This window comes from Kitasatospora sp. NPDC058115 (assembly GCF_042884635.1).
In the GTDB taxonomy this organism is placed as follows: Bacteria; Actinomycetota; Actinomycetes; order Streptomycetales; family Streptomycetaceae; genus Kitasatospora.
The window spans coordinates 81,546-98,618 of the sequence record NZ_JBHVTL010000007.1 but is presented as its reverse complement, the minus strand read 5'-3'; the positions used below and the strand labels follow the sequence as shown (position 1 = coordinate 98,618).

Here is a 17,073-nt window from a genome sequence, read left to right as displayed (position 1 = left end):
GCGGCCGGCGGGCCCCGCCCGGTCGCGCTACTACGCCCGCTCGTACCGGTCCCGCGGGTTGTGAGCAGCACCACCCGAGGGGTGGGTTTGAAGGCGCCCCGCGCGCCCGCCGCGCCCGGACACGAAGAATCCGGCCCGCCCCCGCGGGTGCGGGAGCGGGCCGGATCGGCTCAGCGGTGCCTGGTCAGGGACCGGGCGTCAGAGCTCGGTCGGATCAGTTGTCGACCGGGCGGACGCGGATCCAGGTCTCCAGGTAGTTCGAGGACTCGTTCTCGACCTCGATGCTGGTGCCCGTCTTCGGGACGATGACGCTGCTGTACGGGTTGTCCTTCGACCAGTAGGACTTCAGGTCGGAGAACTCGTCGACGCCCTTGGCCTTCGGGACGACCGTCTCGACGCCGGCGCGGTGCAGGGTCAGGCCGTCGACCTTGCGGGAGCCGAAGGTGGAGTCGTAGCCGTTGATGCGCGGGCGCATCAGCGTGCCGTCCTTCCACTTCAGCGGGGTCGGGTGCGAGTCGACCGGCAGGATCAGGCCCTGGCCCGGGTGGTTGGTGACGTTGTTGTCACTCTGCGACTCGTCCCAGTACCAGATCAGCAGACCGGGCTGGTACGGGTAGTGCTCGACCCAGAGCGGCTTGTCCGCGAAGCCGAAGTTGTACGGGCCGACCTTGAGGGTGCGGTCGTACGAGACGTACTGGCGGTTCTCCGCGATGTAGTACTGGTTGTAGTCGTTGGTGAACGACCCGGTGGTCCGCGAGAAGCCCTTGGCGGTCCAGCCGTTGTCACCGTTCTCGGCACCGTCGGTGAAGACGGTGGCGCCGTTGGCGGTCACGACCAGGTCGTCCAGCGCCAGGCCCTTGAGGTGCAGGCCGCCGTCGGTGACGTAGCGGAAGCGGACCTTGACGGCCTTGCCGGCGTAGGCGTCCAGCGGGAGGACGAGGTCGCCCCACTTGTCGCCCGAGCTGCCGGTCAGCGAGGCGTTGCCGGAGGGGTCCTTCGGCAGCGCGACGCCGTTGTAGGTGCCGGCGAGGGCGGTCCAGCTGGTGCCGCCGTCGGTGGAGACCTCGGCGTAGCCGTAGTCGAAGTCCTGCTCGATGTCGTACCAGGCCTTGGCCGCCAGCGAGGCGGAGGTCTTGCCGGTCAGGTCGATGTCGCGGGTCAGCGTGACGTTCAGGTCGTCCGCGCTGCCGCTCCACCACTCGTTCGCACCCGCGTAGGGCTTGTTGATGGTGGTGGTGACGGCCTTCTTCGGCAGGTCGACGACCAGCGCCTGCGGGAGCTTGCTGTTGTACTCCGCCGGGCCGATGTGGTGGGTCGACTCGGTGCCGGCCTTGGCCTTGTCGAACTTCAGCCAGCCGAGCTTGAGCTTGCTCCACGCGTCGAGGTCGTTCGGCATGTCGCCGATCGAGTTCTTGCCCTCGCCCAGCCAGGAGCCCGACGACATCAGCGACCAGAAGCCGACCGAGTTGTCGATGCCGCTGCCGGAGGTGTCGTAGAGGTCCGGCAGACCGAGGTCGTGGCCGTACTCGTGGGCGAAGACACCGAGGCCGCCGTTCTCGGGCTGCATGGTGTAGTCGCCGACCCAGACGCCGGTGCCGCCGACGGGGGTGCCGCCGAGCAGGTTGCCGGACGGGCCGGTGCTGCCGGCGCCGGTGCCGTAGACGTACGAGCGGTGGGCCCACAGGGCGTCAGTGCCCTGCTTGCCGCCGCCGGCCGACTGGTCCTCACCGGCGTGCACGATCTGGAAGTGGTCGATGTAACCGTCCGGCTCGTTGAAGTTGCCGTTGTGGTTGAAGTCGTACCGGTCCCACTGGTCGTACTGCGCGATGGTGGCCTTGATCTGCGCGTCCGTCTGGCCCTTGGCCTTCTGGTCGGCGACCCAGGTGTCGATCGCGTCGCGGATCAGGTCCTGCGCGTTGGCGCAGACGTGCTGGCCGCAGTAGTCCGAGCCGTAGCGGGCCTCGTTGTACTTGACCTTCACCCAGTCGGTGACCTGACCGTCCACCGAGTAGCGGCCCGAGGACTGCTTCTCGTAGTAGGTCTTCAGCGAGTCACCGGACTTGTCGAAGTACAGGTCCTGGTAGTGCTGCTGGTTGTAGTCAGCCTGCCAGAGGGTCGAGTTGTTGGTGGCCGCGTCGGGCTTCTCGATCTGGTTGCGCTGCGGACCGGGGGTGCCGCCGTACTTGATCCGGCCGTCCGGCGTCTTCGTGGTGTTGTCGACCTCGTCACCGAACTCCACGAGGATGGTGAAGATCTTGTCCGTGCGCTCACGGGCGAGCTCGACGTACTTGTCCTTGCCCAGCTTGATGCTGGAGCCGCCGCCGTGCTGCTCGATCTTGGCGGTGCCGGCGAGCAGCTGCTCGGTGGCGGCCTTCGACTCGGCCTCGACCTTCTCGGTCAGCGGGCCCGGCAGGTTGTGCTCAGTGCTGGTCTGGACGGCATCGGCCGGGTCCTGCGGCACGGGGGCGGAGCCGGCGGCGATGGCCGTGCTCGGGAGCAGCCCCGCGCCGAGCGCGGCTATGACCGCCGCGGCCGAGGCGACCGCAGCGGCTTTCCTGGTCATCTTCAACGTTGTGACGTCCTCCCCAAACCGGTCCGGCTCTTGGCCTTCCGGTAAACCAATGAAAGACAGGTGGACGTCATTTGATCCAAGCGTGGACGGAAAAGATAGACCTTGACCGTGACATGGCCACAGCGCTATGCTCCGCAACTTCGTATCAACTGACGCACCGTCAACAACATTGTCATTAAAGATGACCACGACTTCGATCGCACCCGCACCGGCCCCCCGTGCGGCCCCCGACCTGCCGCTTCGTGGGCCTGATCACAGCTTCGGCAGCGGTGCGGAAAACGGTTCGGGCCCCCGGCGAGAACGCCGGGGGCCCAAACCGTTTGCTGTTATCTGTTAAATGTTGCTACTTCGTCAGGTCGGGACCCGGCGAGGCGACCGCGGCCGGAGTGTCCGCGACCGCGGACTTCTCCTCGCCCCGGAAGGTGAACTTCGCGTCCTTGCCCTCGCCCTCGACGCCGACGACCACGATGTGGCCGGCCCGCAGCTCGCCGAAGAGGATCTTCTCGGAGAGGTGGTCCTCGATGTCGCGCTGGATGGTGCGGCGCAGCGGACGGGCGCCCAGGATCGGGTCGTAGCCGCGCTTGGCGAGCAGCTTCTTGGCCTCGACGCTGAGCTCCAGGCCCATGTCCTTGTCCTTGAGGCGCTCGTCCACCTTGGCGATCATGAGGTCGACGATCTGGATGATGTCGTCCTCGGACAGCTGGTGGAAGACGACGATGTCGTCGACGCGGTTCAGGAACTCGGGGCGGAAGTGCTGCTTGAGCTCCTCGCCGACCTTCGCCTTCATCCGCTCGTAGCCGGTCTGGGTGTCGCCCTGGGCCGCGAAGCCCAGGTTGAAGCCCTTGGAGATGTCCCGGGTGCCGAGGTTGGTCGTCATGATGATGACGGTGTTCTTGAAGTCGACCACGCGGCCCTGGGAGTCGGTCAGGCGGCCGTCCTCCAGGATCTGCAGCAGCGAGTTGAAGATGTCCGGGTGGGCCTTCTCCACCTCGTCGAAGAGGACGACGGAGAACGGCTTGCGGCGCACCTTCTCGGTCAGCTGGCCGCCCTCCTCGTAGCCCACGTAGCCGGGGGGCGAACCGAAGAGCCGGGAGACGGTGTGCTTCTCCGAGAACTCCGACATGTCGAGGGCGATCAGCGCGTCCTCGTCGCCGAAGAGGAACTCGGCGAGCGTCTTGGACAGCTCGGTCTTACCGACGCCGGACGGGCCGGCGAAGATGAACGAGCCGCCGGGGCGCTTCGGGTCCTTGAGGCCCGCGCGGGTGCGCCGGATGGCCTGGGAGAGCGCCTTGATGGCGTCCTTCTGGCCGATGACGCGCTTGTGCAGCTCGTCCTCCATGCGCAGCAGCCGGGAGGTCTCCTCCTCGGTCAGCTTGAAGACCGGGATGCCGGTGGCGGTGGCCAGGACCTCGGCGATGAGCTCCTCGTCCACCTCCGCGACGACGTCCATGTCGCCGGCCTTCCACTCCTTCTCGCGCTTGGCCTTGGCCTGCAGGAGCTGCTTCTCGTCGTCGCGCAGGGACGCGGCCTTCTCGAAGTCCTGCGCGTCGATCGCGCTCTCCTTCTCGCGGCGCACGTCGGCGATCTTCTCGTCGAACTCGCGCAGGTCCGGCGGCGCGGTCATCCGGCGGATGCGCATCCGGGAGCCGGCCTCGTCGATCAGGTCGATGGCCTTGTCCGGCAGGAAGCGGTCCGAGATGTACCGGTCGGCCAGGGTGGCGGCGGCGACCAGGGCGGCGTCCGTGATGGAGACCCGGTGGTGGGCCTCGTAGCGGTCGCGCAGGCCCTTGAGGATCTCGATGGTGTGCGGCAGCGACGGCTCGGCGACCTGGATCGGCTGGAAGCGGCGCTCCAGCGCGGCGTCCTTCTCCAGGTGCTTGCGGTACTCGTCGAGCGTGGTGGCACCGATGGTCTGCAGCTCACCGCGGGCCAGCATCGGCTTGAGGATCGAGGCGGCGTCGATGGCGCCCTCGGCGGCGCCCGCGCCGACCAGGGTGTGCAGCTCGTCGATGAACAGGATGATGTCGCCGCGGGTGCGGATCTCCTTGAGGACCTTCTTCAGGCGCTCCTCGAAGTCACCGCGGTAGCGGGAGCCGGCCACCAGGGCGCCCAGGTCCAGCGTGTAGAGCTGCTTGTCCTTGAGCGTCTCGGGGACCTCGCCCTTGACGATCGCCTGGGCCAGGCCCTCGACGACGGCGGTCTTGCCGACGCCGGGCTCACCGATCAGCACCGGGTTGTTCTTGGTGCGGCGGGACAGCACCTGCATGACCCGCTCGATCTCCTTCTCGCGCCCGATGACCGGGTCGAGCTTGGCCTCGCGGGCGGCCTGGGTGAGGTTGCGGCCGAACTGGTCGAGGACCAGCGAGGTCGACGGGGTGCCCTCGGCGGGCCCGCCGGCCGTGGCCGACTCCTTGCCGCCGGGGGTCTGGTAGCCGGAGAGCAGCTGGATGACCTGCTGGCGGACCCGGTTGAGGTCGGCGCCCAGCTTCACCAGGACCTGGGCGGCGACGCCCTCGCCCTCGCGGATCAGGCCGAGCAGGATGTGCTCGGTGCCGATGTAGTTGTGGCCGAGCTGCAGGGCCTCCCGGAGCGACAGCTCCAGGACCTTCTTCGCCCGGGGGGTGAAGGGAATGTGACCGGACGGGGCCTGCTGGCCCTGGCCGATGATCTCCTCGACCTGCTGGCGAACGGCCTCAAGAGAAATCCCGAGGCTCTCCAGGGCCTTAGCGGCGACACCCTCACCCTCGTGGATCAGACCCAGGAGGATGTGCTCGGTGCCGATGTAGTTGTGGTTGAGCATCCGGGCTTCTTCCTGAGCCAGGACGACAACCCGCCGCGCGCGGTCGGTGAACCTCTCGAACATCGTTTATCGCTCCTCAGAGCGGTCGGGCAGTTCGGGGTCCGTCCCCGCCCTGTCCTTCCGCATGCTAGTCCCGCTCAGCGGCGCGGCCCACGGATTCGCTCCCTCGAAGGGGAGCGAGATGCTGCGCGACCAGCCGACACCAATCCCAACCCGATGCTGGGAGACGGTGTTCCCGCACGCGGGCCGGATGCACCGGATACCGCTACGCCATCGGCGAACAACCTCCGCCGCGACGCTGCCGGTGGGTGTCCGACCGGTCACGCGTCCTGCCCCGGGCGGAGTCACGGACCCCGTCCCTCTGCATTCATACCCGGTATCGGGGCGGTTCTCGCGCAGTTTCCGCGGTGGCGGTGTTCGCCTGGCGAGAAGTCGGCCCGCCGCTGACGGTGGATCAGCCGCGGCCGGCCGGCCGGTGCGCCGTCCCGGTGCTGTCCGCGTTGCCGCTTCGCCCTTACAGCGTTGCACAGGCCGCGACCCTCCCGCCGCCCGGACCGCGGCCGGGCCCGCTGCCCGAAGGGGCAGCCGCGGCCGTGCCGGGCCCCGGCCGGAGGTGTGCCGCGGGGCGCGGAGGGGGCCCCTCCGCGCCCCGCGCGTGCACCTCGGACGCCTCATCCGGCGCCCAGGACCCCGCACCCGTCCGGGCTGCCGGGCGTCGCCCGGTTCAGGACGCGTTGGCCTTCTCGTAGGCCTCGCGCACGTTGCTGGGGACGCGACCGCGGTCGTTGACCTCCAGGCCCTGCTCCTTGGCCCACGCGCGGATCTTGGCGGTGTCCGGGACGCTGCCGGACGGACGCGGCGCGGAGCTGCGGCCGGTGCGGCGGGTGCCGGCGAGGCGGCCGCTCTGCTTGCGCCCCTTCTCCACGTACGGCGCCAGCAGGCCGCGGAGCTTGTCCGCGTTGGCGCTCTTCAGGTCGATCTCGTAGGCAACGCCGTCGAGCGCGAACGTGACCGTCTCGTCCGCCGAGCCGCCGTCGAGATCGTCTTCAAGAATGACCTGCACCCTCTGTGCCACGGGCTTCCCTTTCCGCTAAACGACCCATTGCCTAAGGAAAGGAAAGCGCCTTTCTCCGGAAAACACAAACCCCTGGCCGTCACGGGGGCGGCTCACAGGTGCAGCAGCATGCGCGAGTTGCCCAGTGTGTTGGGCTTCACCCGCTCCAGGTCGAGGAACTCGGCGACACCTTCATCGTACGAGCGGAGAAGTTCTTCATAGACATCCGTAGCGATCGCCGCCGGGTCTGTCGTACCATCATCGGTTTCCTGGAGCTCCCCGATCTCCACGAAACCGTGTTTCGCGAAGAAGGCGACCTCGAACGTCAAGCAGAAAATCCGACGGACGCCGAGCCAGCGGGCGGTCTGCAGCAGCTTCTCCAGCAGCAGGTGTCCGACCCCGTGCCCGCGGCAGGACCGGTCGACGGCGAGGGTGCGGACCTCGGCGAGGTCCTCCCACATCACGTGCAGCGCGCCGCAGGCGACCACGGTCCCGTCGTCGTCGCGTTCCGCGACCCAGAACTCCTGGACCGATTCGAACAGCGTGACGGTGGGCTTGTCGAGCAGAATGCCGTCGCGGGCGTAGGCGTCGATGAGCCCGCGTACGGCCCGTACGTCCGTGGTCCGCGCCCGGCGGATGGTGACCTCCATGGCGGGACGTTATCGTGCCGGCCCCGGGCGGGTCTCCCCGGTATCCGCTCCGCCCTCCGGGGAATCCGGTGCGGCCGGATCGGACGGGGACGGAGCGGCCACCCGCAAGGCGTCCCGCAGTGCCTCCCGTTGCTCGGGTGACATCAGGCCGAAGAAGTGCACCAGGGCCGCCGCGGGATTGTCGCTCGTGGCCCACGCGTCGTTCATCAGGGCCGCCGTGTACGCCTCGCGCGAGGAGACCGGTTCATATCGATAGGCCCGCCCCGCGCGCTCCCGGCGGAGCCAGCCCTTTCTGTGCAGCTTGTCCAGGACGGTCATCACCGTGGTGTACGCGATATCGCGTTCCGACCGCAGATCCAGGAGAACCTCGCGAACCGTGACCGGTCGGTTCCACTGCCACACCCGGGTCATGATGGCGTTCTCAAGTTCGCCGAGTTGCCGGACCATAGTGCGGCCAGGATAGGGAGTGAATGGGGCAAATCTTGTGAAGTGCCGCCAAACCGGCGCGCCGCCACCCCCGGGAATCCGGGAATGGCGGCGCGCGGTGCTCGTGGACGGCCGACGGGGTCAGTCGGCCACGTCCTCCTTGGTCTTCTGGGCCCCGCCCTGGCTGCGGATGATGGCCCGCACCAGGAAGCCGAAACCGATCGCCATGACCAGCGGCGGGACGATCGCGCTGACGTAGTCCATCAGGTCACTCCTCCTCGGTCTTCTCCGCCGTGCCGGCGGACGCCTTGGGCTCCGGCTTCACCAGCGGGAAGAGCACCGTCTCCCGGATGTTCTTGCCGGTGAGCAGCATGATCAGGCGGTCCACCCCGAGACCGAGGCCGCCGGTGGGCGGCATCGCGTACTCCAGGGCCCGCAGGAAGTCCTCGTCGACCTGCATCGCCTCGACGTCGCCGCCGGCCGCGAGCAGGGACTGCGCGGTCAGGCGGGCGCGCTGCTCGACCGGGTCGATCAGCTCGGAGTAGGCGGTGCCGATCTCGGTGCCGAAGATCACCAGGTCCCACTTCTCGGCCACGCCCGGCACCGAGCGGTGCTGGCGGGTCAGCGGGGAGACCTCGGTCGGGTAGTCCTTGATGAAGGTCGGCCGGACGGCGTTCTCCTCCAGCAGGCGCTCGACCATTTCCAGCACGATCTGGCCGTGGCCCCACTCCTTCTCGAAGGGGATGCCGTGCTCGGCGGCCAGCGCGCGCAGCTCCTCGACCGGGGTCTGCGGGGTGACCTCGGTGCCCAGCCGGGCGGAGATGCCCGGGTACACCGAGACCTCCTCCCAGGGCTCGGCCAGGTCGATCTCGTGCTCCACGCCGTGCGGGTCCAGGCCCTTGATCACCGTGGTGCCCAGCGCGTCCCGGGCGGCGTTCACGATGGTGGCCCGGATCAGCTCGGCCTGGGTGTCGTAGTCGCCGTAGGCCTCGTACGACTCCAGCGAGGTGAACTCGGGGTTGTGGGTGGAGTCCGCGCCCTCGTTGCGGAAGTTGCGGTTGATCTCGAAGACCTTCTCCGCGCCGCCGACCACCAGCCGCTTGAGGTACAGCTCGGGGGCGATCCGCATGAAGAGGTCGATGTCGTACGCGTTGATGTGCGTCTTGAACGGCCGCGCGTTGGCACCGCCGTGCACCGGCTGCAGCATCGGGGTCTCGACCTCGATGTAGCCGCGCTCCTCGTAGGTGCGGCGGATCGAGCGGACCACCCTGGAGCGCAGGTGGAGGATCTCGCGGGCCTCGGGGTTGACGATCAGGTCGACGTACCGCTGGCGGACCCGGGCCTCCGGGTCGGTCAGGCCCTTGTGCTTGTCCGGCAGCGGGCGCAGGCACTTGGCGGTGAGCTCCCAGCGGTCCACCATCACCGACAGCTCGCCGCGCCGGGAGGTGATCACCTCGCCCTCGACGCCGACCTGGTCGCCGAGGTCGATGTCGGACTTCCAGGCCGCCAGCCGCTCCTCGCCCAGCTTGTCCAGGGAGAACATCACCTGGAGGTCGCCGGAGCCGTCGCGCAGGGTGGCGAAGCAGAGCTTGCCGCCGGTGCGGGAGAGGATCACCCGGCCGGTGATGCCGGCCCGTTCACCGGTGGCGGTGTCCGGGGCGAGGTCCGGGTGCTTGGCCCGGAGGTCGGCGATGGTGCTGGTCCTGGGGAAGCCGACCGGGTAGGGGTCGACACCGGCGGCCCGGAGCCGGTCCAGCTTCTCGCGCCGGACGCGCATCTGCTCGGGAAGGTCGTCGGTCGCGGGGATAGGGCTCTGATCGCTCACCCCACCAGGGTAGCCAGCCGGGACCGGTGCTCCGCCACGGGATTACCGTGCCGCGCGGTGCGGCGGGGCCGCCGCGCACGGAACCGGGGAGGCCGGGCCGGACGGATCCGGCGCGGCCTCCCCGGGAGGCGCGGGCGGGCGGGCTCAGCCGGTGCCGGTGGCCAGCTCCAGGTCCTCGGGCGCGGGCGGCGCGGCCGGGGCGGCCGGCGGCTTGGGCCGGCGGCCGAACAGCTCGGCGGGGGTGGGCATCCGGTGCGGCCGGGCGGGCGTGCGGTCGTGGGGCGCGCGGGGGTCGGCGGACTGCTCGACGGGGGGCTCGGTGCTGCTCATCGGGATCCGTCCTCCAACAGGGGTGCCAACGGGGATGGGGACAACGGGGATGGGAGAGGTGCTCGGGGGTGCGGCGGGGCTCGGTACGGCGACGAGGTGGCGCTGGCCGGTGGTGAGGGCGAGCCGCTCGCGGACGGCGGCCTCGGCCAGCGCGTGGCAGCGCCCGGCCAGCCGGGAGCGGCGGGAGCGCTCGCCCTGGCCGCAGGGCTGGCGGCTCAGCCCGCGCAGCGCGGTGAGGTCCTCCGGCCCGGGGAGGTAGCCGTCGGTCACCGCCTCCTCCAGCCGTTCCAGGTAGCCGCTGACGCTGCCGGGCAGGGCGGCCCGGTAGCGGGCGAGGTCGGCGAGGAGGAAGGCGCGCAGCCGGCCGCCCTCCTGGACGGCCTCGTCGATCGCCTCGGTCAGGCGCAGCGCGTCCTGGACGTCCTCGGCCCACAGCGCGGCGCCCGCGTCGGCGTGCGACGGCCGGCCGGGGAACTGGAGGTGGACGGGGACGGCGGGGTGCAGGGCTTGGGCGAGGGCGCGGCGCAGCACGCGGACTTCGTCGGCGCTGAAGGCCATGCCGCCGCGCGATCCGTGTGGCGTAGGCATGGGCTGACACTACGTGAGGAATATCCGATTTGTCGGTAGCGTCGCGCCGACGCCCCACGTTTGCCCCGGGAACGTCCTGCGGGCGGGCCGCGGGGGCCCGCCCGCAGGACGGCCGGTCCGGGCGCCGGTCAGCGGCGCAGCGCCTCGGCGGGCTGGATCCGGGCCGCCCGCCAGGCCGGGTAGACCCCGGCCAGCAGCCCGGTGAGCAGGCCGATCGCGGGTGCGGCGGCCACCGTCGCCGGATCGACCACCGGGGTCCAGTCCCGGGCCAGCGCCACCCCGAGCACCGTCAGCACTCCGAGCGAGGTGCCGACCAGGCCGCCGATCAGCCCCAGCGAGGCCGATTCGGAGAGGAACTGGCCGGTGATGTGACGGCCGCGGGCGCCCAGCGCCCGGCGCAGGCCGATCTCGCCGGTCCGCTCCAGGACGGCGACCAGGGTCGTGTTGGCGATCCCGACCGCGCCGATCACCAGGCAGATCCCGGCCAGCAGCAGGAACAGCTGGTTGAGGTCGGAGGTGACGTTGGAGCGCAGGGTGCGCGGGTCCGGCGGCGGGATGGGCTTGAAGTACTCCGGGTGCGCCGGGTCCAGGGCGAGCGGGGCCTCGGCGGCGATCTGCCGGGCGGCGCCGATCCTGGTCGAGATGAGCATCTTGGCCCGGTCGCGGTCCGGTTCGCCCCAGAGCCGGGCGGCGGCCCCGCGCGGCACCGTCACCGAGAGCAGCAGGTCCGCCTTGCGCTTCACGTCGTCGACGATCCCGATCACCGTGAACGGCTTGTTCTCCAGGAAGATCGCCGGCTGGGTGTCCAGCGTGGTGATGCCCAGCCGGGACGCCAGCGCCGCGCCGATCACCGCCACCTGCCGGCCGGTGGAGTCGTGCCAGCCGTCGAAGGTCCGGCCCTGCACCAGGTGCGGTTCGGCGGCCGCGAGCACACCGGCCGAGGCGGCCACCACCGAGACCTGCTCCCCGCCGCCCTGGCGGCCCACCGGCGCGGCCCGGACCGCGCCGGAGGCCCGGGACACCGGCCAGTAGACGCCGGCCGCCTCGACCCCGTTCAGCCGCTGGATCCGGGCGTCGGCGTCGGCCGGGAAGGCGAGCGGCACCAGCTCCGGGCGGGCGCCGCCGATGTCCTCGACGCTCACCTCGGTCGCGCTCAGCACGCTGAACCGGGAGTCGATCTGCGAGGAGGTGGTCGCGGTCAGCCCCAGGATGGCCACGAAGGTGCCCACCCCGAGGACGGTGCCCAGACCGGTCAGCGCCGAGCGGGCGGGCCGCTGGAGCACCCCGGCCAGGGCCTCGGCGAGCAGGTCGCGCAACGGGAACCGGGAGGGCTCGACCACCCGGTCGCGGCGGCGGATCGGCCTCACGCGGCGGCCACCTCCTCGCGCAGCAGGCCGTCCCGGATCGCCACCGTGCGCCGCCCGCGGGCGGCCACCTGCGGGTCGTGGGTGATCAGCAGCACCGTCAGCCCCTGGGCGTGCAGTTCGTCCAGCAGGGCCAGGATCGACTCGGCGGTGACGGTGTCCAGGTTGCCGGTGGGCTCGTCGCAGAGCAGCAGCGAGGGCCGGCCGACCAGCGCCCGGGCGATCGCCACCCGCTGCCGCTCGCCGCCGGACAGCCGGGTCGGCAGCGCGTCCAGCCGGTGGCCGAGGCCCACCCGGACCAGCGCCGCCCGGGCGAGTTCGCGCCGCTCGGCGGCGGCGCGCCGGCCCCGGGTGGCGGTGTAGAGCATCGCCAGGGCGACGTTCTCGGCCGCCGAGCGGTGCGGGAGCAGGTGGAAGGACTGGAAGACGAAGCCGATCCGGCGTCCGCGCAGGGCGGTGCGGTCGGCGTCCGGGAGCCGGCCGGTGTCGATGCCGTCCAGCAGGTAGTGGCCGGTGGTGGGGGCGTCGAGCAGACCGGCGATGTTCAGGAAGGTGGACTTCCCGGAGCCGGACGGGCCGATCACGGTCACGTACTCGCCGGGGGCGACCGCGAGGTCGCACGGCCTCAGGGCGGCCACCGGCGGCGGGCCCGGGTAGGTCAGGCCGACCTGGCGGAACTCGATGACGGGGGCGGCGGCGTCGCTCGCCCCGGACACCCCGGTCACGGCGGTCGGGCCGGCCGGGCCGGTCAGGTCGGTCGGGTCGGTCATTTGGCGCCCGCCCCGGTGGCGTCCTTGACGCCGACGATCACCTGGTCGCCCTCCTTCAGCGTGCCCTCGGTCAGCGGCCGGACCTCGGTGCTGCCGCCGCCGACCGTTCCCGGGGTGACCTCCACCCGGCGGCGCTGGCCGTTCTCGTACACCGTCACCACCGTCCTGCCGTCCGCCGTCGCGGAGACCGCCGACAGCGGGACGACCAGCACCGGGCCGGCCGAGGAGGCGGCCTGCACGGTCAGCCGGACGTCCTGACCGGCCAGCCGCGGGTCCAGCGGGGCGTCCGGCTGGACCACCATCGGATAGCCGTTGGCGGCGGCGCCCTGGGCCGGGCCCGGGTTCTGGCCGCCACCGGGCCCGGCCCCCTGGGCGGCGCCGGCCGGCTGGCCGTCCCCGGGGGTGTCGGCCACCGTGCCGACCTTGCCGGTGGCCTTGAGGCCGGTCACCTCGGAGAGGACCTCCACCACCTGCCCGGGGTGCACCAGGCCCTTGTCGGAGACGGTGAGGCTGCCCTTGACCACCAGCGCCCCGGCCGAGACGGTCAGCACCTTGCCGGAGACCTCGCCGCCGATCCGGCCGGCCACGGTGTCGACCCGGGCCGGGAAGCCGGAGAGGAACAGCAGCTCGGCGGCCGGGACCATCGGCCCGGCGGCGGCCTTCGCGTCCGTCGCCTTCCCGCGCAGCTTGGCGAGGTCCTCGGTGGCCCGGTTCACCTGCTTCTGGGCGGTGTCGACGGCGGTGCGGGCCCCGTCCACCGGGCTCTCCCCGGCCGGGGCCGGTGCCGCGCCGCCGGAAGCGGCGGGGCGGCCGGTGCCGCCCGTCCCGGTGGCCGCTCCGGCGCTCGCTCCGGCGCTCGGCGCCGCACTCGGCGCGGCGCTCTGCTGCGCCTCGGCCTGGGCCTGGGCCTGGGCCTGCTGCCGGGCGGCCGTCACCGCGTCGTCGTAGTGCTTCTTCGCCAGCTTCAGCGCGTCCTTGGCGTCCGCCAGCGCGCGCTCGCCGCCGGTGACGGCCTCCTGGGCGGCGCTCACCTGGGTGTCCCCGTCCGGCGTGGCGGGCAGCGGGTCGTAGCCGCGTGCCGCGTAGAACGCCTTCACCGCGTCCTTGGTGGCGGCGCCGTAGGTGCCCTCCGGGTCGCCGTCCGAGCCGAACCCCAGCTCCTTCAGCGCCTGCCGGAGCTGCTTGACGTCCTGCCCGGTGGCCCCCGGCTTGAGGTCCCGGTACACCGGCAGGTCACCGTGCAGCGCGAACACCGGCCGCCCGGCCACCTCCAGCACCGGCTGTCCGGCCTGCACCTGGTCGCCGACCTTGGCCGGCAGTTTGGTGACCACCGGCTTGGCGCCCGTCGTCCCGCCGCCCCCGGCCGGCGCGACGTCCACCGACTGTCCGGCGCTCACCTGCCCGCGGATCACCACGGAGTCCGTCAGCACCCGCCTCTCCACGGCCGCCGTCAGCACGTCCGGCGCCGGCGGCTCGCTGTCCGCCGCCGCCTGGGCGGGCGACTTGATCATCGTCGACGCCGCCACCCCGCCCCCGGTCAGCGCGACCGCCGCGGCCATCACCAGCACCAGCGCCCGCCGGCGCCGTCGGACCCCCCGTCCGCCGCCCACCTCGTCGTCCGCCGCCTCCGGCGTGACGTCCGGCCCCTCGAACTCGGCCACGACCCACCCTCGTTCCGAAAATCGATCCAACTGTCCGACCATGACGATCCCCTGATGCGCATTCAGGAGCTCCGCCGATTCTCCGGGCTCACCCGGCCACCGCCTGACTCGCCTCCCGCGCGAGGCGCTTCTCGGAGTCGGCGGCCTCCTTCAGCAGCTGGGCGTTCTGCTCGACCAGGCGCTGTTCCAGCTGCGAGCGCACCTGGAACCACACCTCCGCCGGCCGGCTGCCCGCCCGGCACTCGGCGTCCGCCCGGGCGATCGCCAACTCCTGCGCACCGGCGGCGCCGACCACCTTCTCGAACTGCTGCGCCGCCTGGAGCGGGCTCGCGTACGTGTAGCCGCTGGGCCGCATGCACTGCGACCACTGGGCGAGCGCCGCGACCATCCGGGGATCGGCCTCGGTCTGCTCGCCCGCCTGCGTGATCAGGTCGTTCAGCCGCCCCTTGGCCGAGCTCTTGCCCGAGTCGGTCGCCGCCAGCCGGACCGTCACCTCCTTGGCGCACTTGCCCTGGGCGGTCTCCGCCGCCGAGTCGGCGGCGACGGGCTGCCCCGTCTCCGGGGGCTTCGCGTCCCGGCCGTGGGCGGACCCGGCGTAGCCGAAGTCCTTCAGCGCCTGGACGGACGGCCACGCGTACGGGTTCACGCTCGTGCCCTGCGCCTTGTCCCGGGCCAGGATCTGTTCGGCCGTGACCGCCGGCCGTTCGGTGACCTGGTACCCCTGGTCCCGCGCGCACTTCGCGGCGAGCTTGTTCACGGCGTTGGTGAAGACGGCCTGGCTCTCCGCATCCCCCCGCATCGCCGCCTCCAGCGGCAGCCCCTCGTCCCGCGAGGCCTCGGTGGCCTGCGACCCGGACGGCGCGGCCGCGGGTGCCGCGGGGCCGGCGCCACCGCCGGTGCCGCCGGAGGAGCATCCGGCCAGTGCCAGCACCGCCGCCGCGGCCGGCAGCAGCGCCCACCGGCCGTGTCGGCGCCGGACCCCCCGTCCGCCGTCCGCCGCCGCGTCGTCCGCCGCCGTCGTCGTCGCTGCCGGCCTCACGTCCGGCCCGTCGAAATCGGTCACGCCCCACCCTCGTTCCGGTCATCCGTACCAACTGTCCTTCCAGGAAGACCGGTTGGCGGACCATCCGGGTTGTCGCCGATTTTCCGGGATCAGCCGGCCGCCAGGGACCGGGACGCCGTGCGCAGCCGGTCCTCGTTGTCCTTGCGGATCTGGGCGAGGGCCGGGGCGTTCTGCTCGATCAGCAGGCTCTCGTAGGCCGCCTCGACGGCGAACCAGACGCCGACCACATTGGTCTGCTCCTTGCAGGCGACATCGGCCACCGCCGTGGCGCGCTCCACCTCGGTCGGCGCGGGGGAGGCCCAGCGCGGGTCGTCGAGCACCTTGATCGGGTCGGGGTAGTCGTAGCCCCTGGTCCTCATGCAGGCGGACCAGGACCGGAAGACGCCCAGCACCCGCTCGTCGGTCTTGGACTTCTCCCGGGCGCCGGCGTCGATGTCGCGGGCGAGCTGGGCGTCGCCGCCGCCGTTGTTGGCCGGGCCGGCGCCGAGCCGGTCCTTGCTCTCGCCGAGGCAGCCGCCCTTGGGCACCGGCGTGCCGTTGTAGTCCTGTCCGCCCTGGCCGTTCTTGGCGTTCGCGTCCGCGCTGCCGGTCAGCACCAGCCGGGTGGCGTCGGAGAGCGGGGGCGGCGGCGGGGCGGCGGTGGGCCGGTCGCCCTCCGCCCCGTGGTAGCCGTTCGCCCGGGCGCCGGCCGCGGTCATCTCCAGGTACCGGCGGTCGGTGCGGCTGCGCGGCCGGTTCCCGGCGGGCATCTGCGGCGGGGCCTGGTACTGGATGCCGAACCGCGCCATGCAGCGGCTCACCAGCACGGACGCGGCCCGCTCCAGCTGGTCCCGCTGCTCGTAGCTCAGCAGATAGGGGTCGATCGGCAGGGCCCGGTCGGCGGCGGAGGCGATGGTGGGCGGCGCCGAGACCGGCGGGACCCCCTCGACCTGCGTCGACGGGCCCCTGTGCGACTCGGACGTGGTGCTGGTGCAGGCCGTCGCGAGCAGCGCGACGGCACCCGCGAGGGCCAGTCGGACCGCGGGCGCCGGGGCCGGGCGGGAGTGCGTCATGGCGTGGAGGTCTCCGTGGGTCGCGCGAAGGGCCGGGCGGCCGGCGGTGCGCAGGGCGGGCCGCCCGGCCGCCGGTCAGCCGGTGAACTTGGCTCCCGCGTTGTTGTCGTGGGTGACCGTCAGGTCGGCCTCGCCGTACCGGGCGATCCAGTCGACCCGGCCGCTGCCCCCGTTCGCGCTGAACTCGTACACGGTGAAGGCGGAGTCGGGGTTCCAGTTGTCCGCGTAGGCGGCGTGGTTCTTGACGTACACGCCGGCCCCGCCGCTGCCGTGGGTGCTGGGCTGGAAGCGGTAGGTGGTGCCGTAGTTCGTGATGTCGCCGGTCTGCTCGAAGTAGGCGCCGTACCCGTACCCGCTGGAGTTGTAGTACAGGCAGGCGCTGTACAGGTAGCAGTCCCCGTCGAGGGCGGAGGCCTGCGGGGCGGCCGCCACGCCCAGCCCGACGGCGGCGAACAGCGCCACGCCGGCGCCGGTGATTCGCTTGAGGTTCATCGGAGAATTCCTTCGAACTGCCCGCCGGTGTCGCACCGGCGGGACCGCGAAGGAGAGGAGCGCACAGTGCTCCCCCCCAAGAGCTGCCGGAAGGCGGGAGAGCGCCCCGGCGGTCATGAATCTAGGCGGTCGTTCGCGTCATGACCATTGTCCGCGGGGACAGTGGTCATGCGGTGGTAGAGCGCGACCATGGCGAGGCGCAGTCGCGAGTGGACGCCGAGACGGTCCATCAGCGCGGCGACGTGGGCCTTGACGGTGCGTTCGGTGATGCCGAGGTGGTCGGCGACCTGCTGGTTGGAGAGGTCCAGGACCAGGAGGTGGAGCACCTCTTCCTGGCGGTCGCTCAGGCTGCCGATCCGGGACGCCGAGGTGCGCAGGTCGCCCAGGGCGTCATCGACGGCCGTCATGGTTGCGTGCATGTGTTTC

General features: G+C 71.8%; 15 protein-coding genes. All 15 read right to left on the bottom strand.

Annotation, left to right across the window (positions count from 1 at the left end; all coding sequences use genetic code 11):
* Positions 1-214: 214 nt before the first annotated feature.
* The 15 genes from ACFVVL_RS09615 to ACFVVL_RS09545 all read right to left on the bottom strand — a co-directional run bounded on the left by ACFVVL_RS09615 (position 215) and on the right by ACFVVL_RS09545 (position 17,054).
* Positions 215-2,563 (bottom strand): immune inhibitor A domain-containing protein, encoded by a 2,349-nt coding sequence (locus tag ACFVVL_RS09615; RefSeq protein ID WP_387672916.1) that lies wholly within the window; start codon positions 2,561-2,563, stop codon positions 215-217.
* Positions 2,564-2,915: 352 nt separating this feature from the next.
* The gene (locus ACFVVL_RS09610) at positions 2,916-5,435 is read right to left on the bottom strand and encodes an ATP-dependent Clp protease ATP-binding subunit (RefSeq protein ID WP_350564470.1); all 2,520 of its coding nucleotides are present in this window, start codon (positions 5,433-5,435) and stop codon (positions 2,916-2,918) included.
* Between the two features lie 661 nt (positions 5,436-6,096).
* Positions 6,097-6,447, bottom strand: coding sequence for an Lsr2 family protein (locus tag ACFVVL_RS09605; protein WP_380290164.1), 351 nt, complete (start codon positions 6,445-6,447; stop codon positions 6,097-6,099).
* 92 nt (positions 6,448-6,539) lie between these two features.
* Positions 6,540-7,076 (bottom strand): amino-acid N-acetyltransferase, encoded by a 537-nt coding sequence (locus tag ACFVVL_RS09600; protein ID WP_344339283.1) that lies wholly within the window; start codon positions 7,074-7,076, stop codon positions 6,540-6,542.
* A 9-nt stretch (positions 7,077-7,085) separates the two neighbouring features.
* The gene (locus ACFVVL_RS09595; RefSeq protein WP_380290166.1) at positions 7,086-7,523 is read right to left on the bottom strand and encodes a BlaI/MecI/CopY family transcriptional regulator; all 438 of its coding nucleotides are present in this window, start codon (positions 7,521-7,523) and stop codon (positions 7,086-7,088) included.
* Positions 7,524-7,643: 120 nt separating this feature from the next.
* Positions 7,644-7,766, bottom strand: a complete 123-nt coding sequence (locus ACFVVL_RS09590; RefSeq protein WP_380290168.1) for a hypothetical protein — start codon at positions 7,764-7,766, stop codon at positions 7,644-7,646.
* Positions 7,767-7,770: 4 nt separating this feature from the next.
* Positions 7,771-9,327 (bottom strand): bifunctional lysylphosphatidylglycerol synthetase/lysine--tRNA ligase LysX, encoded by a 1,557-nt coding sequence (gene lysX / locus ACFVVL_RS09585; RefSeq protein ID WP_380290170.1) that lies wholly within the window; start codon positions 9,325-9,327, stop codon positions 7,771-7,773.
* A gap of 144 nt (positions 9,328-9,471) precedes the next feature.
* Positions 9,472-10,245: a hypothetical protein gene (locus tag ACFVVL_RS09580; protein WP_387672910.1), complete on the bottom strand. Its 774-nt coding sequence runs from the start codon at positions 10,243-10,245 to the stop codon at positions 9,472-9,474.
* A gap of 128 nt (positions 10,246-10,373) precedes the next feature.
* A complete protein-coding gene (locus tag ACFVVL_RS09575) occupies positions 10,374-11,612 on the bottom strand; it encodes an ABC transporter permease (protein ID WP_380290174.1) in 1,239 nt (412 codons plus the stop codon).
* On the bottom strand, positions 11,609-12,379 hold the full coding sequence (locus ACFVVL_RS09570) for an ABC transporter ATP-binding protein (protein ID WP_387672907.1): 771 nt from the start codon (positions 12,377-12,379) through the stop codon (positions 11,609-11,611). The genes ACFVVL_RS09575 and ACFVVL_RS09570 overlap by 4 nt, the downstream gene beginning before the upstream one ends.
* On the bottom strand, positions 12,376-14,040 hold the full coding sequence (locus ACFVVL_RS09565) for a peptidoglycan-binding protein (RefSeq protein ID WP_387672904.1): 1,665 nt from the start codon (positions 14,038-14,040) through the stop codon (positions 12,376-12,378). Before ACFVVL_RS09565 ends, ACFVVL_RS09570 begins: the two co-directional genes overlap by 4 nt.
* 88 nt (positions 14,041-14,128) lie before the next feature.
* Positions 14,129-15,103, bottom strand: coding sequence for a hypothetical protein (locus ACFVVL_RS09560; protein ID WP_387672901.1), 975 nt, complete (start codon positions 15,101-15,103; stop codon positions 14,129-14,131).
* Between the two features lie 89 nt (positions 15,104-15,192).
* Entirely contained in the window at positions 15,193-16,155 is a 963-nt protein-coding gene (locus ACFVVL_RS09555) for a hypothetical protein (RefSeq protein ID WP_387672898.1), read from the bottom strand.
* Positions 16,156-16,230: 75 nt separating this feature from the next.
* Positions 16,231-16,647 (bottom strand): hypothetical protein, encoded by a 417-nt coding sequence (locus tag ACFVVL_RS09550; RefSeq protein ID WP_380290184.1) that lies wholly within the window; start codon positions 16,645-16,647, stop codon positions 16,231-16,233.
* Positions 16,648-16,760: 113 nt separating this feature from the next.
* Positions 16,761-17,054 carry a LuxR C-terminal-related transcriptional regulator gene (locus ACFVVL_RS09545; protein WP_380290186.1) on the bottom strand — a complete coding sequence of 98 codons (294 nt, stop codon included), beginning with the start codon at positions 17,052-17,054 and terminating at the stop codon, positions 16,761-16,763.
* Between the last annotated feature and the right edge of the window lie 19 nt (positions 17,055-17,073).

Excerpts from the sequence above, each read along its gene's own strand:
- ACFVVL_RS09615 (WP_387672916.1), bottom strand. The coding sequence starts at position 2,563 with ATGACCAGGAAAGCCGCTGCGGTCGCCTCGGCCGCGGCGGTCATAGCC.
- ACFVVL_RS09610 (WP_350564470.1), bottom strand. The coding sequence starts at position 5,435 with ATGTTCGAGAGGTTCACCGACCGCGCGCGGCGGGTTGTCGTCCTGGCT.
- ACFVVL_RS09600 (WP_344339283.1), bottom strand. The coding sequence starts at position 7,076 with ATGGAGGTCACCATCCGCCGGGCGCGGACCACGGACGTACGGGCCGTA.
- ACFVVL_RS09595 (WP_380290166.1), bottom strand. The coding sequence starts at position 7,523 with ATGGTCCGGCAACTCGGCGAACTTGAGAACGCCATCATGACCCGGGTG.
- ACFVVL_RS09590 (WP_380290168.1), bottom strand. The coding sequence starts at position 7,766 with ATGGACTACGTCAGCGCGATCGTCCCGCCGCTGGTCATGGCGATCGGT.
- ACFVVL_RS09580 (WP_387672910.1), bottom strand. The coding sequence starts at position 10,245 with ATGCCTACGCCACACGGATCGCGCGGCGGCATGGCCTTCAGCGCCGAC.
- ACFVVL_RS09570 (WP_387672907.1), bottom strand. The coding sequence starts at position 12,379 with ATGACCGACCCGACCGACCTGACCGGCCCGGCCGGCCCGACCGCCGTG.
- ACFVVL_RS09555 (WP_387672898.1), bottom strand. The coding sequence starts at position 16,155 with ATGACGCACTCCCGCCCGGCCCCGGCGCCCGCGGTCCGACTGGCCCTC.
- ACFVVL_RS09550 (WP_380290184.1), bottom strand. The coding sequence starts at position 16,647 with ATGAACCTCAAGCGAATCACCGGCGCCGGCGTGGCGCTGTTCGCCGCC.
- ACFVVL_RS09545 (WP_380290186.1), bottom strand. The coding sequence starts at position 17,054 with ATGACGGCCGTCGATGACGCCCTGGGCGACCTGCGCACCTCGGCGTCC.